We start from the raw sequence: 14,853 nt of genomic DNA on the forward strand, positions 1-14,853 counted from the left end.
TGACCGGCCAAGGATTGCCGATTCGACGCCCCCTATTGCAGCCGACCCACGCATGTTTCGACTTGATGTCCGTCAAGCAGGGCTGACTGGGAGGGCGGCCTGCGTCGGCCGCCCGCCGCCTCCACACCGGCCGCGATGATGCGCTGTCCGTCGCGCGCGAACGCGTCTGATGACACACATCAACCGCGTTCGGCGGAGTGGCAATACAGTCGAATTCAGCGCTTGCGCAATGGTGGCGCGTGACTGCATGCGAAATGCCGCATGCCAGTCGCGATGCGGTCGGCTCGATGCCGAGCGCGATCATGCCGTTCCGTTGCGAGCGGAACTCACAGCCTCGCGAGGCATTGGCGATGAAACGACGGATGTTGATGGTTGGCGTGCTGCTTGCGCTGGGCGCGTGTGCAGGACCGGACCGGCTCGCGACCTTCAGGTCGACGGAGACGCAGCTACTTGCGATGCGTCAGGCCGCATCGCTGCAGTGTTCGACCCCGTCCGAATGCGACCGCGCGTGGAGCCGCACGCGGCGCTACGTCCAGGATCATTCGTCAACCCGAATCACGCAATTCAGTGCGGACCGGATCGAAACGGCGCAACCGTATCTGGCTGGAGAAGTCTATCTGTGGGCATCACGCGCGGAATCGGGCGGCGGCTCGGTGATCCGGCTCAAGGCGATGTGCAAGGGCATGTATGACAGCAACGGCGGCCCGGGATGGCAATACGATGTGTGCGCCAGGAAAATCCTTCAAATCGAGCAAGACTTCCGGTCAGACGAGAAACCGCCGGGCTAGCGACAGATTCCGTCAGCCGTCGGTAATGCGGCGTCTCGCCTCTCGGTCGGCCGGATGCCGGCCAACGGCGCTCGTTTCTTCTAGTACCGGTTTCGCCGCGGCTCCAAACCGTTGACCTCGGTCAACGCCTGCTTGCGGCGAGCACCGATGATGGAAGCGAATCCGGACGCCGCCGGCGCGTCGCTTCTCCGCGAGGTTCGCATGTACACGAATATCATGGTCGCCACGGACGGTAGTCCTTCGGCGAATCAGGCGCTCGACGAAGGCCTCAGGATGGCCAGGTTATGCGGCGCCCGCCTGTTTGCCGTGTTCGTCGTCGACAAATCCACGCTGTTCGCCTACGGCGGCCGCATGGAGCCGGAAGCCTTGCTCGACGAGATCCGGCGCCATGGCGCCGCGATCTTGCGAGACGCCGACCGGACGATCTCGCGCGCCGCAGTCAACGGCGAGACGGAAATCATCGAGACCGATCTGGGTCAGGACGTCGCGGAGCGCCTGCAGCGCTACGTCGTCGATCGTTCGATCGATCTGGCCGTGGTCGGCACGCACGGTCGACGCGGTGTCCGGCGGCTGGTGCTCGGCAGCGTCGCCGAACGCTTCCTTCGCGCATCGAGTTGCGCGGTCATGCTCGTGCGCGGCGAGGACACCTCACACGCCACGGTCGCGGCCTAGGGCCAGTGCGCCACCTGTGCAGGTGATCATCATGCAGATATCGTTTCCTTCCGAACATCCGACGTATTGCGACCTCGATTCCGCGCTGAGCTTTCCGGCGCTCGTCGAAGGTCGCCGCGTGCGCTGCGCGATCACCTCGGCCGCGCTGGAAGACCACTTCCGCGCGGCGTCGCCTCGCGAGCAGGATCTCGTCGAGGCCTTTGCGCGACATCGTCCCGCCATCGAGCGCACTGCCCGCTGGCTGCTCGAGGAAATCGGCGGACGGCCGATCCTGCTCCACAGCGGCCATTTCCGGTTCTGTACGTAATCGACCGCCACCCTTGACGCGCATCAAGCGCGTGCCGGGGCGTGCGGGTACGCTGGATTTCGAAAGATCATTCGTCCCATGCGCGGCATGTGGTGTCGGTGTCGCGCCATCCGATCTTCATTGCGGCCGATGCTGTCGGGACGAAAGCGCCGGTCGCATGTCACCGTATGAGGAGTACGAACCATGAGCAACATGACGCGTTACGATCCGTTTTCGATGGAACCCGTGTCCGATCTGTTCCAGGGGCTGTTCAGGCCGCTACGCGGCATGGCACTGGCAGACGAGCCCGATCTTGCGTCGATGAAGATCGACGTCTCCGAAAACGACAAGGCGTATACGGTCAACGCGGAACTGCCCGGCGTCGCAAAGGACGACATCGACGTCCAGGTGACGGGAAATACCGTATCGATCAACGCGAAGATCGAGCGCAACACCGAACAGAAGAACGGCGAACGCGTGATCCGGCGCGAGCGCTACAGCGGTGCGATCAGCCGCACGTTCTCGCTGCCCGGCGACATCGATGACGCCAGCGCGACGGCGACGTATCAGGATGGCGTGCTGTCGCTGACGCTGCCGAAGAAGGCGCAGGTCGGGCAGAAGAAACTCACGATCAGCTGATCGGACGACGGGCAACGGGCGATGCAGGCACGCATCGCCCATCGGGAGAACCCGGCGCGCGGAGCGATCCGCGCGCTGTTTCGTTGGAACGCAAGCATTTTCCCTCACGCATGCGATGGCGTACTGCCGGGCCGATAGCCGACCGTCTGCGCGAGGATCGGCAGCTCGTCCTCGTTCAGCCGCAGCGCGTCGGCGAGCGTGCGGTGATTGATCCAGCCGCGCACGACCGTTCCGAGGCCGGCCGCCGCGCAATACAGCGAGACGTTCTGTGCGATGGCGCCGGCCGCGATCGCCGAGAACACGTCGCGTTGCTGCGGCGGCATGTCGAGTATCGCGCCCGTCCGGATGACGTAGACGAGATCCAGCGGCGCGCGGCCGACGAAGTCCTGATAGCCCGTGAGGTTGCGCGCATCGACCGCGTGTTTCAGCACCAGCCGATGCGCGGGCGCATCGTAGCGATAGACACCGTACGGCAGCGCGACGTAGATGTCGATTTCATTGAATGCGTGCGCGGACGGCGCGGTACGACCGCCGCTCGCCGGGCGGTTGATGCCGTCCGCTGCCCACAGCATCGTGCCGAGCGTCATCGGCGGGAGCGGTGTGGAGGCGAATTCGCGGGTGCTCATTCGGGTCGCGAGCGCCGCCATCAGCGGCACGTCGTTGTCGAGCATCGGGCGCGGCAGATCGACGATCGCCGGCGAGTCGCCCTCGGGCGACGCCGGCTGCATCACGGGCGCCGGCGAATAGGTCAACAGCTGCTGTTCGGTCATTCGAGTCTCCTTGAAGCGTGATTGCGCGTGCCTGGAACGGCGCGCATCGGCGATTTCACGATAAGACGGCCGGGCCGTAGCGGCTTGACTTCCGTCAAGTGGTGCACCGGCCGGCCACGATGTGCGGCGCGCGGCATCCGTTGACCTGCATCAGCGATCGGGCGCCGCACATGTGCAAATCTGGCTAGGTGCGGCGGACAGGCACGCCGTGGCTCACAGGAGAGCAGACGATGAAAACCGACAAGCAGTTGAAGCAGGATGTCGAGGACGAACTGGAGTCCGACCCGTCGATCGACTCGACACGCATTGGCGTCGAGGTGACCGACCGGATCGTGACGCTTTCGGGGCACCCGCCGAGCTACGCGGAGAAACTGGCGATCGAGCGCGCGGCGAACCGCGTGGCCGGTGTCAAGGCGCTCGTCGTCGACATGACCGTGCATCTGCCGGACGACGACGTGCGTACCGACGAGGACATCGCGAAAGCGGTGCGCTCGGTGCTGCACTGGACGGTCGGGCTGCATGACGACGCGGTCAAGGTCCAGGTCGAACGCGGCTGGATCACGTTGTCCGGCAGGGTCGACTGGGCGTACCAGAGCCACCTGGCCGTGCGCACGATCTCGCAGATGCGCAGCGTGACGGGCGTGACCGACCACATCGCGGTACAGGGGACGGTCGGTGCGGACGACATCGGCGGGAACATCAAGCGCGCGATCATGCGTCACGCGGAGCGCGAGGCGAAGCACATCGCCATCGACGTGCACGACGGCACCGTGCGGCTGTCCGGCAAGGTCGGCTCGTTTTCCGAGCGCAAGGCCGTGCGCGGTGCCGCGTGGTCGGCGCGCGGCGTGCGTGCCGTCGTCGATGATCTGGTGGTCGAGTAAATCCCGCTGGCGGATGTGCGATTCGCGGCGGGTCAGGAGGGCGGTCGGATGACACTTTCGGGTGAACTTCACGAAGCGGACTGGTCGGTCGCGATCGAGACGGTCGCGGCCGAATCCGGCGGCTTTTGTTGCCGGATCCACGTCACGCTCAAATCGCCGGACGGCGCTTGCGAGCGAACGTTCTCGCACAGCAGGACGCATGCAACCGAGCGCGAAGCCGCGATCGACGCGCTGCGCGCCGGGATGACGTGGATCGAGATGAAGAAGTCGAACACCTTCACGTTCTGAACCGGTGCGCGGGGCAGGTCGACGAAGGCGTCGGTCCCGTCGCGCGATGCGGCGAGCGCCAAATCGATTCGCGCCGCAGTCGTCTACCGCGTCTTGTGCGAGACGCGCCGGCGCTGCGCGCGCTTTCTCTTGCAGCCACGCGTATGTCGCTCCGGCCGTCGAACATGCCTGGCAACCGCATCGGTCACGGTCGGGAAGAAGCTGGCCTCACCGAACACGTCGAACAGGCCGTAGGCGCGCAGGCGGTCCTTCACCGGCCCCTTCATCTCCGCGAAATTCATCGCGATGCCGCGGTCCCCGAGTTCCTTGTGGAGTGCCACGAGCCGATCCGCGGCGCTGACGTCGATGTCGGTGACGGGCTCGGCGGCGACCACGACTCGCGTGACCGGATCCGCCGCTCGCGCGATCGCCGTGAGCAGATGCTCGCAGAAGATCTCGACGTTCGCATAGAAGAGCGGGGCATCCCAGCGGAACAGCACGAGCCCGGGCGTTTGCACCGCGTCCGGATGCCGCGCGACGTCGTGATAGCCGCGCACGCCCGTCAGCCGGCCCAGCAACGCGTCGTACGGATGCCAGGCCCGCCAGACGAATGACAGCAGCGACAGCGCGCTGGCGAGCAGGATGCCGGGTACGACGCCCATGCCGATCACGCCGGCGAAACACAGCATCGAAATCAGACATTCGCCGCGGCGCATCCGGTATAGCCGCACGACGCTGCGCACGTCGGCGATGCCGAACGCCGCATAGATCACGACAGCGGCCAGCGCCGTGCGCGGGACGAACGTGAGCAGCATCGGCGCGGCAACGAGCAGAATCGCGATGCACGCGGCCGCGACGACATTCGTGACCTGGCTTTGCGCGCCCGCGGCGATCGCGACCGGTGTGCGGGACGCGCTGCTGCTGACCGCGCAGCCCTGCGTCACGCCGGCGAGCAGATTGGCCGCGCCCAGTGCGATCAGCTCCTGGTTGCGGTCCGGCGCATCGCCTGCCCGTGCGGAAAGCGCGCGCGACAGCATGCTGATGTCGGCGAATGACACCAGTGCGACGGCGATCGCGCCGGACGCAAGTGCGCCCACGTCGGCAAGCGAGACGGCCGGCAGGTGCGGGGCGGGCATGCCGGCCGGCAACGCGCCGACCGTGGCGATGCCGTGCAACGACGGCAGGCGAGCGGCGAGCGTTGCCGCCAGCACGGCGATCAATATGCCGGGCCAGCGCGGCGTCACGCGTTTGATCAGGATGATGGTCGCCAGCACCGCGACGCCGAGCAAACCGGCAGCGGTGGAAAAACGACCGTCGACGAAGGCATGCACGATGTGCGGCACGGTGGAAAACACGTCGCTGCCCGACACCGGCATGCTGAACAGTTCGGGCAGCCGCCCGACCACGAGTGCGATGGCGATGCCGTTGAGGTAACCGTACTGGATCGGGCGCGACAGCAGATCGGTGACGAAGCCGAGACCGAGCGCGCCGAGCAGGATGCAGATCGCGCCGGCCGAGAGCGCCAGCGCGCCGGAAAGCGCGATCGCGCGCTGCGGATCATGGGCGGCAAGCGGGACGATGGCACCCGCGATCAGCGCCGCCAGCGCGGAATCCGGGCCGAGAACGAGAATCCGGCTCGGGCCGAGCAGCGCATAGGCGAGCAATGCAGCAATCGACGCATAGAGGCCCGTGATGGCGGGCAGCCCGGCTGCCTGCGCATAGCTCATGCCGACCGGCACTAGGACGGCCGAAAGCGCGATCCCCGCGTACAGGTCGCGCGAAAGCCACGCACGACGATAGTGCGCGAGCAGCGCTACACCCGGGAGCATGCGGGTGATCCGTCCGGATAACGCGCGGTTCATCGCGGAAAGGTCGGGACGAAAGGGTTGCCTTGCCCCGACAGCCAGACGTTCATCGGAATGTGGCCGCCCCCGAATAGACGCGTGAAACCGCGCAGCAACAGGGGCCGTCGCAGCGGCGACGGAGGCCGAGGCACGACGCCACGACGCCGGGCATCACGCCACCTTGAGCGTGGAAAGCTGCAGCGCCTGGGCGAAGCGGGCCAGTGTGGCGATCGATCCCGTCACGCTTTCGTACCGCTCGCGCCCGATCTGCCCGTCGAGTATCACGAGCATGCCGGCGTCTCGAGCGAGCGCGACGAGTGCCACCGTGTCGAGCGCGGCTGTGTCGGACGTGTCAGATGTGGCGGCCCGCATCTCCGAATCGGAACGATAGTCGGCGTGTGACATGACGTCTCTCCCAGGTTGTTGTGCGATCGGTGTGCCGGTCGGCCGGTATCCGTAGTTTCAGTATCGTTGCCGCGCACCCCCGATTCAATCAGCCGGCCCTGAAGTCGCGGTAGGAAACACGCCCGCGTCGTCGGCGGATTCCTACACTGCGCGGGGCTTCGCAGACGCCTTGCAGCGTGCCGGCGCGCGTTCCCGACGCCGCGCATACCAGCTTCCGATCGCGTGCCAGATCGCCGCGGCGGATTCGCAATACGTGAACAGTTCCAGATCGCGGCGGTCGATCATCCCTTCGTCCGCGAGAAACGCCAGGTCGACCGCGCGGCGCCAGTACGCCTCGCCGACGAGGACGACCGGCAGCGGCGCGATCTTGCGCGTCTGCAACAGGGTCAGCACCTCGAACAGCTCGTCGAACGTGCCATAGCCGCCAGGGAAGAAGACGGCCGCTTTCGCGCGCTCGAGCAGGTGCAGCTTGCGGATCGCGAAATAGTGAAACCGGAAGCAGAGATCCGGCGTGATGTACGGATTCGGCGCCTGCTCGCGCGGCAGCTCGATATTGAAGCCAATGCTCGGGGCGCCGCGCTCGTAGGCGCCGCGGTTGGCGGCTTCCATGATGCCGGGGCCGCCGCCGGTGACGATGGCCAGCCGCGCGGTGCGCGTGCACCGGTCGGCATGGGCGACGATGCGCCCGAACTCGCGCGCGACGCGGTAATACACGCCGTATTCGACGAGCCGGCTGGCAATCATGACGGCGCGCCGCCGGCTCGGGTCGTGCGGACGCTCCGCGAGCAGGCGATTCGCTTCGTCCAGCCGCGCGTTGGCGACCGACGGCGCGACGATACGCGTGCTGCCATAAATCACGACCGCATGGCCGATCCGCTCGTTCTGCAGGCGCTCCTCGGCCTTCCAGTAATCGAATTGCAGCCGGATACCGCGCATGCCGGAGCCTTCCAGAACGGTCGCATCGTCGTTGGCCCGGGTGCGGTTCGGGATTTTGGCGGTGCGCCGCGCGCGGCGTGAGATGCGCTGGATGCCATCCATGCGGACGACGGCATCGGGCCTCGTGCGTAGCCGTTTGCCAGGCGCCTTCGCGATGGTCGCGACGGGGGCGGGACGGCGGCGTGCGTTGCCTTTTGCCATGCCGGCGGGAGCGCGTTTGACGGTGGTCGACATCAACGGAAGCGCCGTGCGACGGTCACTGGCTCAGCACCCATTGCACGAGCTGGTGCGCGTCGTCGGCAGACAGCGGCCCGCCGCGATCGATGGCCGACGGCATCGGCGTGTCGCCCCAATGCATACGACCGCCGACGCGCAGCTTGCTCTCCAGCTCCGCGGCGGCGTGCGGATCGTCGCGGTACCGCTCGGCGATCTCGTGAAACGACGGCCCGAGGAACGTCATGTCCTGCGTATGACAGAACATGCAGTGCTGCGCGTTGACGAGCTCGGTCGGCTCGGGCACGGTCGTCTGCGCGGCGGCCATGCCGGCCATGCCCGTCGTCACGGCGATCGCGCAGAGGGCGGCGTAACGCATGATGCTCATGTTCGTTTCCTCGTCGAGATCAGGAGAAGGAGACCACTTCGTCGAGCGGGCGACGCGGCGAATGCGGCGTATGCGGACCGCGCCCGACGCGCAGCAGCAACTGCGGCTGGCCGCGCAGTCCGAGCATATGGCAGAGATGGGCACGCAACCCGGCCGTCTCGATCGGCTGGTTCAGGTACGACGCGGTATAGCCCGCGCGCGTCGCAACGAGCAGGATGCGCTCCAGCGCCTGGCCGGCGGCGAGCCACGCTTCGCGATCGTCGCGCAAGGTCGCGATGCACACGATCAACGGCGATGCGCCGACGAGCTGGTGATGCAGCGCGGCCAGCCCGTTGCCGAGATCGAAGGTCCGTACCGCCATCGTCACGACGGGCGCGGCGAAGTCCAGCAACGTCGGCACGCCTGCCGCGAATGCCGGCATGCCGTCGACGTGCCGGCGCGGATCGATCCAGCTCGCCAGCTCCCGCCTGAAGCGCGGGTCCGCGAACTGCTGACGGTCGGCTTCGGCGACCAGCTCCGCGACGCGTGCGCGATGCGCGATCGAGTCGACGCACGCGACGTCGGCGCCTTCCGCGACACCGGCCGCGATCAACGCTTTCTGGATCTCGTCCGGCACGGTCGTCGATTCGAAAGGGGCGCGCGTCGTGACGCGGTCAGGAATCGCATCGAACAGCGCGCCTAGGGACGCATCGGAATAGCCGTCGTCGCAGATCCGGACCGTCGCAAGGAGATCGGGGTCGACTTCGGAAGGGAACGTGCTGATCGTGTGGGCGAGCCCGGCGTGATCGAGCGCGACACGCAGGTTGAGCAACGCCGCGCCGCAGCTGATGATCAGTTCGCGATCGAACGGATCGACCACGGGCAACGCGCGAACGCGATCCGCGCACAAGGAAATCGTGGCGCCGTTGACCAGGAAGCGCCACGGCTGGGAATTGTGGCTGGACGGAGCCAGCACCGCATAGCCCAGCAACTCCCTCAACTGATGCTCGGGACGGGCGCTTGCGGCAAGCGGGGGAACGGATATCATCGATCATCTCCAGGTTGCCGCGCGGGCGGCGTCACGCCACTTCATCGTGTCAGCAACCGTCCGGCGGCCGTTGACCCACGTCAAGCGCCCTTCATCGGGGCCAACGCAGGCGGTCCCCGACGACTACGCTTGGGAAGCGAATCGCGCGAAACCGGTCGCGCAGGGAGGCGAGCATGCTTGCGATGATGTTTGATGGCACGACACCGCATTTGCGCGAAGCACGCGTGCCGGATCCGTCGCCCGCGGCGGGCCAGCTGCTGATCGACGTACATGCATGCGGCGTCTGCCGGACCGATCTGCACGTCGTCGACGGCGAGCTCGCGCACCCGAAGCTGCCGCTGATTCCAGGGCACGAAATCGTCGGAACGGTTCGCCGACTGGGCGAAGGCGTGACGGCCTTCGCCGTGGGCGACCGCGTAGGCGTTCCGTGGCTAGGGTCGACGTGCGGGCATTGCGCGTACTGCACGTCCGGCCGCGAGAACCTGTGCGACAGCCCCGGATTCACCGGCTATACGATCGACGGCGGCTATGCCGAGTGCGCGGTCGCCGATCACCGCTATTGCGTGCATCTGCCGCAACGCTATTCCGATCTGGAGGCGGCGCCGCTCCTGTGCGCCGGCCTGATCGGTTATCGAACCTTGCGCATGGCGGGCGGCGCACGCCGCATCGGCATCTACGGTTTCGGGGCGGCGGCCCATCTCGTCGCGCAGGTCGCGCATTTCGAAGGACGCAAGGTGTTCGCGCTGACGAAGCCCGGCGACATGGCGGCACAGCAGCTCGCGCTGTCGCTGGGTGCCGCGTGGGCCGGCGGCAGCGACGAAGCGCCGCCGGAGCCGCTCGATGCCGCGCTGATTTTCGCGCCGGTGGGCGCGCTGGTGCCGGCCGCGCTGCGCGCGGTCGACAAAGGCGGGATCGTCGTGTGCGGCGGCATTCACATGAGCGACATCCCGGGCTTTCCGTACGCGTGGCTGTGGGGCGAGCGCCGCATCGCATCGGTGGCCAATCTGACGCGTGCGGACGCAGTCGAATTCATGCGGATCGCCGCCGCGATGCCGCTGCGGGTCGAGGCGGTGCGCTACGCGCTGACGGATGCGAACCGCGCACTCGACGACCTGCGCGGCGGGCGCGTATCGGGCGCCGCCGTGCTGGGCATGCGCGGTTGATCGCCTCGACGGCTTCGGGGCGCGCTCAGATCTGCCGCAGGCCGTCCGAATCGACGATCCGGATCTGCTTGCCTTGCGCTGCGAGGAGCCCCTTGTGCTGGAACTTCGACAGCATGCGGCTGACCGTTTCGAGCTTCATGCCGAGATATTCGCCGATTTCGTCGCGCGTCATCCGCAGCACGAATTCCGCGGCCGAGTAGCCGCGCGCCTTGAAGCGCGCGGAAAGATTCAGCAGGAACGCGGCCACCCGCTGCTCGGCACTCATCGTGCCGAGCAGCAGCATCTGGGAGGATTCGCGCACGATCTCGCCGCTCATCATTTGATACACGTGATGCTGCATGGGACGCACTTCCCGGCACATCTGCTCGAGCTGGCCGAACGGGATGATGCAGACCGTGCTGTCCTCGAGCGCGATCGCGTCGCCGTTGTGGTGCCCGGTGTGCACGCCATCCAGCCCGAGCGATTCGCCGACGATCTGAAAGCCGGTGATCTGCTCGTCGCCGTCGCGATGCATCACGATGGTCTTGAACGATCCGGTTCTCACTGCATAAATGCTGTTGAATGCGTCGCCCGCGCGGAACAGCGTTTCGCCGCGCCTGACGTGGCGCGTCGTGCAGATCATCGCGTCGACGCGCACGAAATCGTCGGGCGAAAGATCGGGCGGCAGGCAGACGGTACGCAATGCACACGTCGAACAACGGGACGCGGCGCGCTTGGGCTGATCCGTCGGTTCGACGGCGTGCAGCGGGATGAACGGGCGTAACGGCATGGTCGTCAAGACTTCTGCACTGCTCTGCATGATCGGCTCCAGTTCGGGGGCAGCGGCGGCTCGCCGTCGGGCGGGGTGCGCTGACCGTTGTACCGGCGGCCTTGGTCTCTGCCGCCTTCCTGTCGGGAAAACCCCACCGGACGCGCCGGGAGACCGATATGCCGGTCTCGTCGATGATGCGGCCTTGGCTCCGGGAGGCACGTGTGTTCGCTTTTCTTGATGTGCAGTATGGATGTTGCGCAACGTCAAGAAAATCAGCCGGAATTGAAGTTGGCGTAGGTGAGATGGAAGTCTTGTAGGGGGGTTCCTACAAAGGCGCGGCAACTTGTCGCGAGCGTCGCCGCGCCCGCATGGCCGTCGTCAGCGAGACTTTCGGGGCATCAAGACCGGGGCGCGGCCATGCCGGATGCCGCTGTCAGAGGTCGTCCGGGTCCTCGAACAGCTTGTGGCGCATCGCGTAGCGCACGAGTGCCGTGTCGTTCGGCATCTGCATCTTCTCGAGGATCCGCGTCTTGTACGTGCTGACGGTCTTGACGCTGACGCAGAGCGCCTGCGCGATTTCGGAAATCGACTCGCCGATGGTGACGCGCCGGAAGACGTCGAACTCGCGGTCGGACAGGCGCTGGTGCGGCAGGAGATCGGTCGGCTCGTTCAGACTTTGCGCGAACTGCTCGGCCATGGTCAGGCTGACGTAGACGCCGCCGGCCGCGATCTTGCTCAATGCAGCGACCAGTTCGGCGCTGGCACTTTCCTTGGTCATGTAGCCCGAGGCGCCCGCCCGGAACGCACGCACCGCATATTGCTGTTCGGCATGCATCGTCAGCACGAGGATATGCAATCCCGGCTTCTCGTCCTTGACCTGCTTGATGAGTTCGACACCGTTGCGGCCGGGCATCGACAGGTCGAGCACCAGCACGTCGGCGTCCCTGTCGCGCATGAGCGCGATCGTCGAGGCACCGTCGTGCGCTTCCCCGACGACCTCGAAACCGCTTGCGCTCTGCAGGATGTGTCGAAGACCCTCCCTGACGAGTGCGTGGTCGTCGGCGATGAGTACCCTGATCATGACAGCACATCTCCTTGCTGGATGGCGTGAAGCGGCAGCGCCACGGTGATCGTGAATCCCGCGCCTGGCCGGTTGTCGATCGTCACCGTCCCGTCGAGCATGTGCGCGCGCTCGCGGATGCCGATCAGGCCGAACGACGGGCGTTCCTGCGCATCGCGGGTGTGCTCCGGCGCGCCGTGACCGTTGTCCGCGATGCGCAGCATGCAATATCCGTCTTCCACTTTCAATGCCAGCTTCACGTTCGTGGCGTCCGAGTGCCGCGCGACGTTGGTCAGCGCCTCCTGCACGATGCGGAACAGCGTGGTCGCGCCGGTGCCGGTGAACGCGGTATCGACGGGCGCGATGTCCCGGTCGACCGTGATCCGGTAGCGGCGCGTGAAATCGTTTGCAAGCCATTCGATCGCCGGGACGAGGCCCAGGTCGTCGAGCATCACCGGCCGCAGATCGGCCGCGATGCGCCGCACGGACGCAACGATCGAATCGATCAGGCGATGCATGCCGCCCAACTGCTCGCGCACACCGGTATTGGGGGCGACAACACCACCGAGCCCCAGCTCGACGGCCGAGAGATCCATCTTGAGCGCGGTGAGTTGCTGGCCGAGGTCGTCGTGCAACTCGCGGGCGATGCGCGTCTTCTCCTCCTCGCGCACGTTCTGCAGGTTGGCGGACAGGTCGCGCAGTTCCTCGCGTGACTGCTTGAGGGCATTTTCCGCGCGCATGCGCTCGGTCACGTCGCGCAGCATGACCGTGTATAGCTTGCCGGTGCCGTCGCGAATCTGCGAGATCGACGCCTCGATCGGAAACTCGGTGCCGTCGGCGCGCAAGCCGAACAGCACGCGCTGCCGCCCCATCTGGCGCTCCGACACGCCCGTCACGCCGAATTGCTCGACGTGTCGCGCATGCGCGGCGCGGAAGCGCTCGGGGATGAAGCGGGACAGCGGCGCACCGACCGCCTCCATCGCGGAGACGCCGAACACGCGTTCGGCGGCCGGGTTGAAGATCACGATCGTCTGGCTTTCGTCGACGGTGATGATGGCCTCCATCGACGACCGGATGATGCCCATCATCCGCGCCTCGGTGGGTTGGCTGTCGCCGGCGGGCATACCGGCGAGCCCTCGCTTCGCGACGACCTGCTGCACGAGCGCGGCCAGCGTCAGCGAGAGCGCGGTGCCGGCCAGCAGGACGGCCATCATGAAGCCGGACGTGTCGGCGCGCGGCGCGCTGTAGCGCAGCGAGAGCGGCGTGCCGCCGAACGTCAGCGTATCGGTTCGCTGGAGCATGTCGCGTGCGGCAGTCGAGTCGCCGACGCCGACGCCTCCGGAGTACACCGGCGCGGCCGGATTGTCGGCCGTGATTTCCAGGTGCAAGCGGTCGAGAACGGACGAATCGACGAGGCGATCCGGATTCAGCGCCGCAAAAACGTACCCGGTGGCCGTCGCGTGCTGCGGCCCGGACGAAGCGATATCTTGAGTGTTCCCATAAATCGGCAGGTACAGCGTCAGGTCCGTCCGGGCAATCATTGAATCAGTGCTGTCCTGGATCGCGTTCGCGGCGAGCGCGACCCTGCCGGTTTCCGCCGTGCGCTGCAGCGCCTGCCGGGTCGCCTGATTGTCCTCCGCCGCGCTCGGCTCGATTCTCCCGAGGCTGCGGACGGGCGACTGCAATCCGTCCAGATTCAGACTGGCGAGATAGCGGCGCCACGCAGCCCCGGATTGCGGCGCGGGCAGGGTTGACGCAAAGCCGCGCGCGCTGCGCAATACGGCAGCCGCGCCGAGGAGGGTGCGCCGAAGGTCGGCCGTCGCGAGTATCGCGGTTTGCTCGAACCTCGCCTGGGCGACGTGCCGTGCCCCGTTCTGCAGTGCCCGGGACGCCGCAAACGTTGCAGTCAGGCCAAGCGCCAGCGTTAGCAGCGCGGCCATGGCTGCATATCGCGCAGGCCGAGTCCGGTGCGACGCCGGCCCGGCCCTGGAGGGGGGCGAATTCGTTGTCATTGCCGTTGATCCTGACGGACTTCGTCGGTGGCTGGCTGGCGGCGGGCCGGACGCGAGGCACGAACAGCGGGGCGGGCCGCAACTGCGATATCGCCCCGGATTGTGCGCGCTTTCCTTACGTTCGCCAATCAGGACCGATGCGTACGGGCGGCACCGTGCGTGCTTGACCCGTGTCAACGGAAAGGCGCCCGCCGGGATCAGACTGGTTTCACGAACCGGTCGAACCCGGACGACGGCAGGGAGGCACCATGTACCAAAGGATCTTTGTGGCACTCGACGGCAGCCGCAGTGCGCGGCTCGCGCTCGACGAGGCGATTTCGCTCGCCCGCGATTCGGGCAGCCTGGTCATCGCCATGTGCGTGGTATCGGATGCGCCGCGGCTGGCCGACGTCGACAGCGGCTATATCGACCAGCGCGACCCGGCCGGACTGGACGCGGACAGGGCCGCTGTCGCGGTCTCGGACGCGGAAACCGCGTTCCAGCTGTCCGGCGTGCGTGGCATCGCGCAAACGATCGACGCGTGCGGAGAGGACATCTCGGACGTGCTGGCGCGAGCCGCCGACGAATGCGATGCGGATCTGATCGTGATGGGCACGCATGGCCGGCGCGGCGTGCGCCGTGCGTTGCTCGGCAGCGTCGCCGAATCGCTGGTGCGAATCGCAAATCGGCCGGTGCTGGTCGTACGGGAGGGGCCGGGCGCCTGCGCCAGCATGTTGTGACGGTCGGAGCAGGAAACGGGGCAGCCGCGAGT

The 14,853-nt window shown here is 66.9% G+C and carries 17 protein-coding genes; 8 read left to right on the forward strand and 9 right to left on the reverse strand.

Annotation, left to right across the window (positions count from 1 at the left end; genetic code table 11):
- Positions 1–287: 287 nt before the first annotated feature.
- The 4 genes from DIE08_RS08625 to DIE08_RS08640 all read left to right on the forward strand — a co-directional run bounded on the left by DIE08_RS08625 (position 288) and on the right by DIE08_RS08640 (position 2,385).
- On the forward strand, positions 288–788 hold the full coding sequence (locus DIE08_RS08625; RefSeq protein WP_260436488.1) for a hypothetical protein: 501 nt from the start codon (positions 288–290) through the stop codon (positions 786–788).
- Between the two features lie 201 nt (positions 789–989).
- Entirely contained in the window at positions 990–1,460 is a 471-nt protein-coding gene (locus DIE08_RS08630; RefSeq protein WP_059602627.1) for a universal stress protein, read from the forward strand.
- A 31-nt stretch (positions 1,461–1,491) separates the two neighbouring features.
- Positions 1,492–1,767 (forward strand): DUF1488 domain-containing protein, encoded by a 276-nt coding sequence (locus DIE08_RS08635; protein ID WP_059602631.1) that lies wholly within the window; start codon positions 1,492–1,494, stop codon positions 1,765–1,767.
- 183 nt (positions 1,768–1,950) lie between these two features.
- Positions 1,951–2,385 (forward strand): Hsp20/alpha crystallin family protein, encoded by a 435-nt coding sequence (locus tag DIE08_RS08640; RefSeq protein WP_059602634.1) that lies wholly within the window; start codon positions 1,951–1,953, stop codon positions 2,383–2,385.
- Positions 2,386–2,489: 104 nt separating this feature from the next.
- Here the strand turns inward: DIE08_RS08640 and DIE08_RS08645 are convergent, their stop codons facing one another.
- On the reverse strand, positions 2,490–3,155 hold the full coding sequence (locus DIE08_RS08645) for a nitroreductase family protein (RefSeq protein WP_124901608.1): 666 nt from the start codon (positions 3,153–3,155) through the stop codon (positions 2,490–2,492).
- Between the two features lie 230 nt (positions 3,156–3,385).
- On the opposite strand from DIE08_RS08645, the gene DIE08_RS08650 reads away from it, so the two are divergent.
- Together DIE08_RS08650 and DIE08_RS08655 are read left to right on the forward strand one after the other, a co-directional pair.
- The gene (locus tag DIE08_RS08650) at positions 3,386–4,036 is read left to right on the forward strand and encodes a BON domain-containing protein (RefSeq protein ID WP_124901609.1); all 651 of its coding nucleotides are present in this window, start codon (positions 3,386–3,388) and stop codon (positions 4,034–4,036) included.
- Positions 4,037–4,084: 48 nt separating this feature from the next.
- Complete coding sequence (locus tag DIE08_RS08655; RefSeq protein WP_124625324.1) at positions 4,085–4,324, forward strand: hypothetical protein; 240 nt, start codon at positions 4,085–4,087, stop codon at positions 4,322–4,324.
- 83 nt (positions 4,325–4,407) lie between these two features.
- On the opposite strand, the gene DIE08_RS08660 is transcribed toward DIE08_RS08655, so the two are convergent.
- The 5 genes from DIE08_RS08660 to DIE08_RS08680 form a co-directional block, all read right to left on the reverse strand.
- Positions 4,408–6,165 carry a SulP family inorganic anion transporter gene (locus DIE08_RS08660; RefSeq protein WP_124901610.1) on the reverse strand — a complete coding sequence of 586 codons (1,758 nt, stop codon included), beginning with the start codon at positions 6,163–6,165 and terminating at the stop codon, positions 4,408–4,410.
- 153 nt (positions 6,166–6,318) lie between these two features.
- On the reverse strand, positions 6,319–6,519 hold the full coding sequence (locus tag DIE08_RS08665; protein WP_226117513.1) for a hypothetical protein: 201 nt from the start codon (positions 6,517–6,519) through the stop codon (positions 6,319–6,321).
- Between the two features lie 174 nt (positions 6,520–6,693).
- Positions 6,694–7,722, reverse strand: a complete 1,029-nt coding sequence (locus DIE08_RS08670) for an LOG family protein (RefSeq protein ID WP_124901611.1) — start codon at positions 7,720–7,722, stop codon at positions 6,694–6,696.
- A gap of 22 nt (positions 7,723–7,744) precedes the next feature.
- Positions 7,745–8,089 (reverse strand): c-type cytochrome, encoded by a 345-nt coding sequence (locus tag DIE08_RS08675; RefSeq protein ID WP_124901612.1) that lies wholly within the window; start codon positions 8,087–8,089, stop codon positions 7,745–7,747.
- 19 nt (positions 8,090–8,108) lie between these two features.
- Positions 8,109–9,116: an Acg family FMN-binding oxidoreductase gene (locus tag DIE08_RS08680; RefSeq protein ID WP_124901613.1), complete on the reverse strand. Its 1,008-nt coding sequence runs from the start codon at positions 9,114–9,116 to the stop codon at positions 8,109–8,111.
- 173 nt (positions 9,117–9,289) lie between these two features.
- On the opposite strand from DIE08_RS08680, the gene DIE08_RS08685 reads away from it, so the two are divergent.
- The gene (locus DIE08_RS08685; protein WP_124901614.1) at positions 9,290–10,279 is read left to right on the forward strand and encodes a zinc-dependent alcohol dehydrogenase family protein; all 990 of its coding nucleotides are present in this window, start codon (positions 9,290–9,292) and stop codon (positions 10,277–10,279) included.
- Positions 10,280–10,304: 25 nt separating this feature from the next.
- On the opposite strand, the gene fnr is transcribed toward DIE08_RS08685, so the two are convergent.
- The 3 genes from fnr to DIE08_RS08700 all read right to left on the reverse strand — a co-directional run bounded on the left by fnr (position 10,305) and on the right by DIE08_RS08700 (position 14,102).
- Positions 10,305–11,078, reverse strand: a complete 774-nt coding sequence (gene fnr / locus DIE08_RS08690; protein WP_124901615.1) for a fumarate/nitrate reduction transcriptional regulator Fnr — start codon at positions 11,076–11,078, stop codon at positions 10,305–10,307.
- A 385-nt stretch (positions 11,079–11,463) separates the two neighbouring features.
- Positions 11,464–12,111 (reverse strand): response regulator transcription factor, encoded by a 648-nt coding sequence (locus tag DIE08_RS08695; protein ID WP_124901616.1) that lies wholly within the window; start codon positions 12,109–12,111, stop codon positions 11,464–11,466.
- A complete protein-coding gene (locus DIE08_RS08700; protein ID WP_124901674.1) occupies positions 12,108–14,102 on the reverse strand; it encodes a PAS domain S-box protein in 1,995 nt (664 codons plus the stop codon). The genes DIE08_RS08695 and DIE08_RS08700 overlap by 4 nt, the downstream gene beginning before the upstream one ends.
- A gap of 248 nt (positions 14,103–14,350) precedes the next feature.
- On the opposite strand from DIE08_RS08700, the gene DIE08_RS08705 reads away from it, so the two are divergent.
- A complete protein-coding gene (locus DIE08_RS08705; RefSeq protein WP_124901617.1) occupies positions 14,351–14,821 on the forward strand; it encodes a universal stress protein in 471 nt (156 codons plus the stop codon).
- Positions 14,822–14,853: the final 32 nt, after the last annotated feature.

The organism is Burkholderia sp. Bp9004, from assembly GCF_003858025.1.
Taxonomy (GTDB): Bacteria; Pseudomonadota; Gammaproteobacteria; order Burkholderiales; family Burkholderiaceae; genus Burkholderia; species Burkholderia diffusa.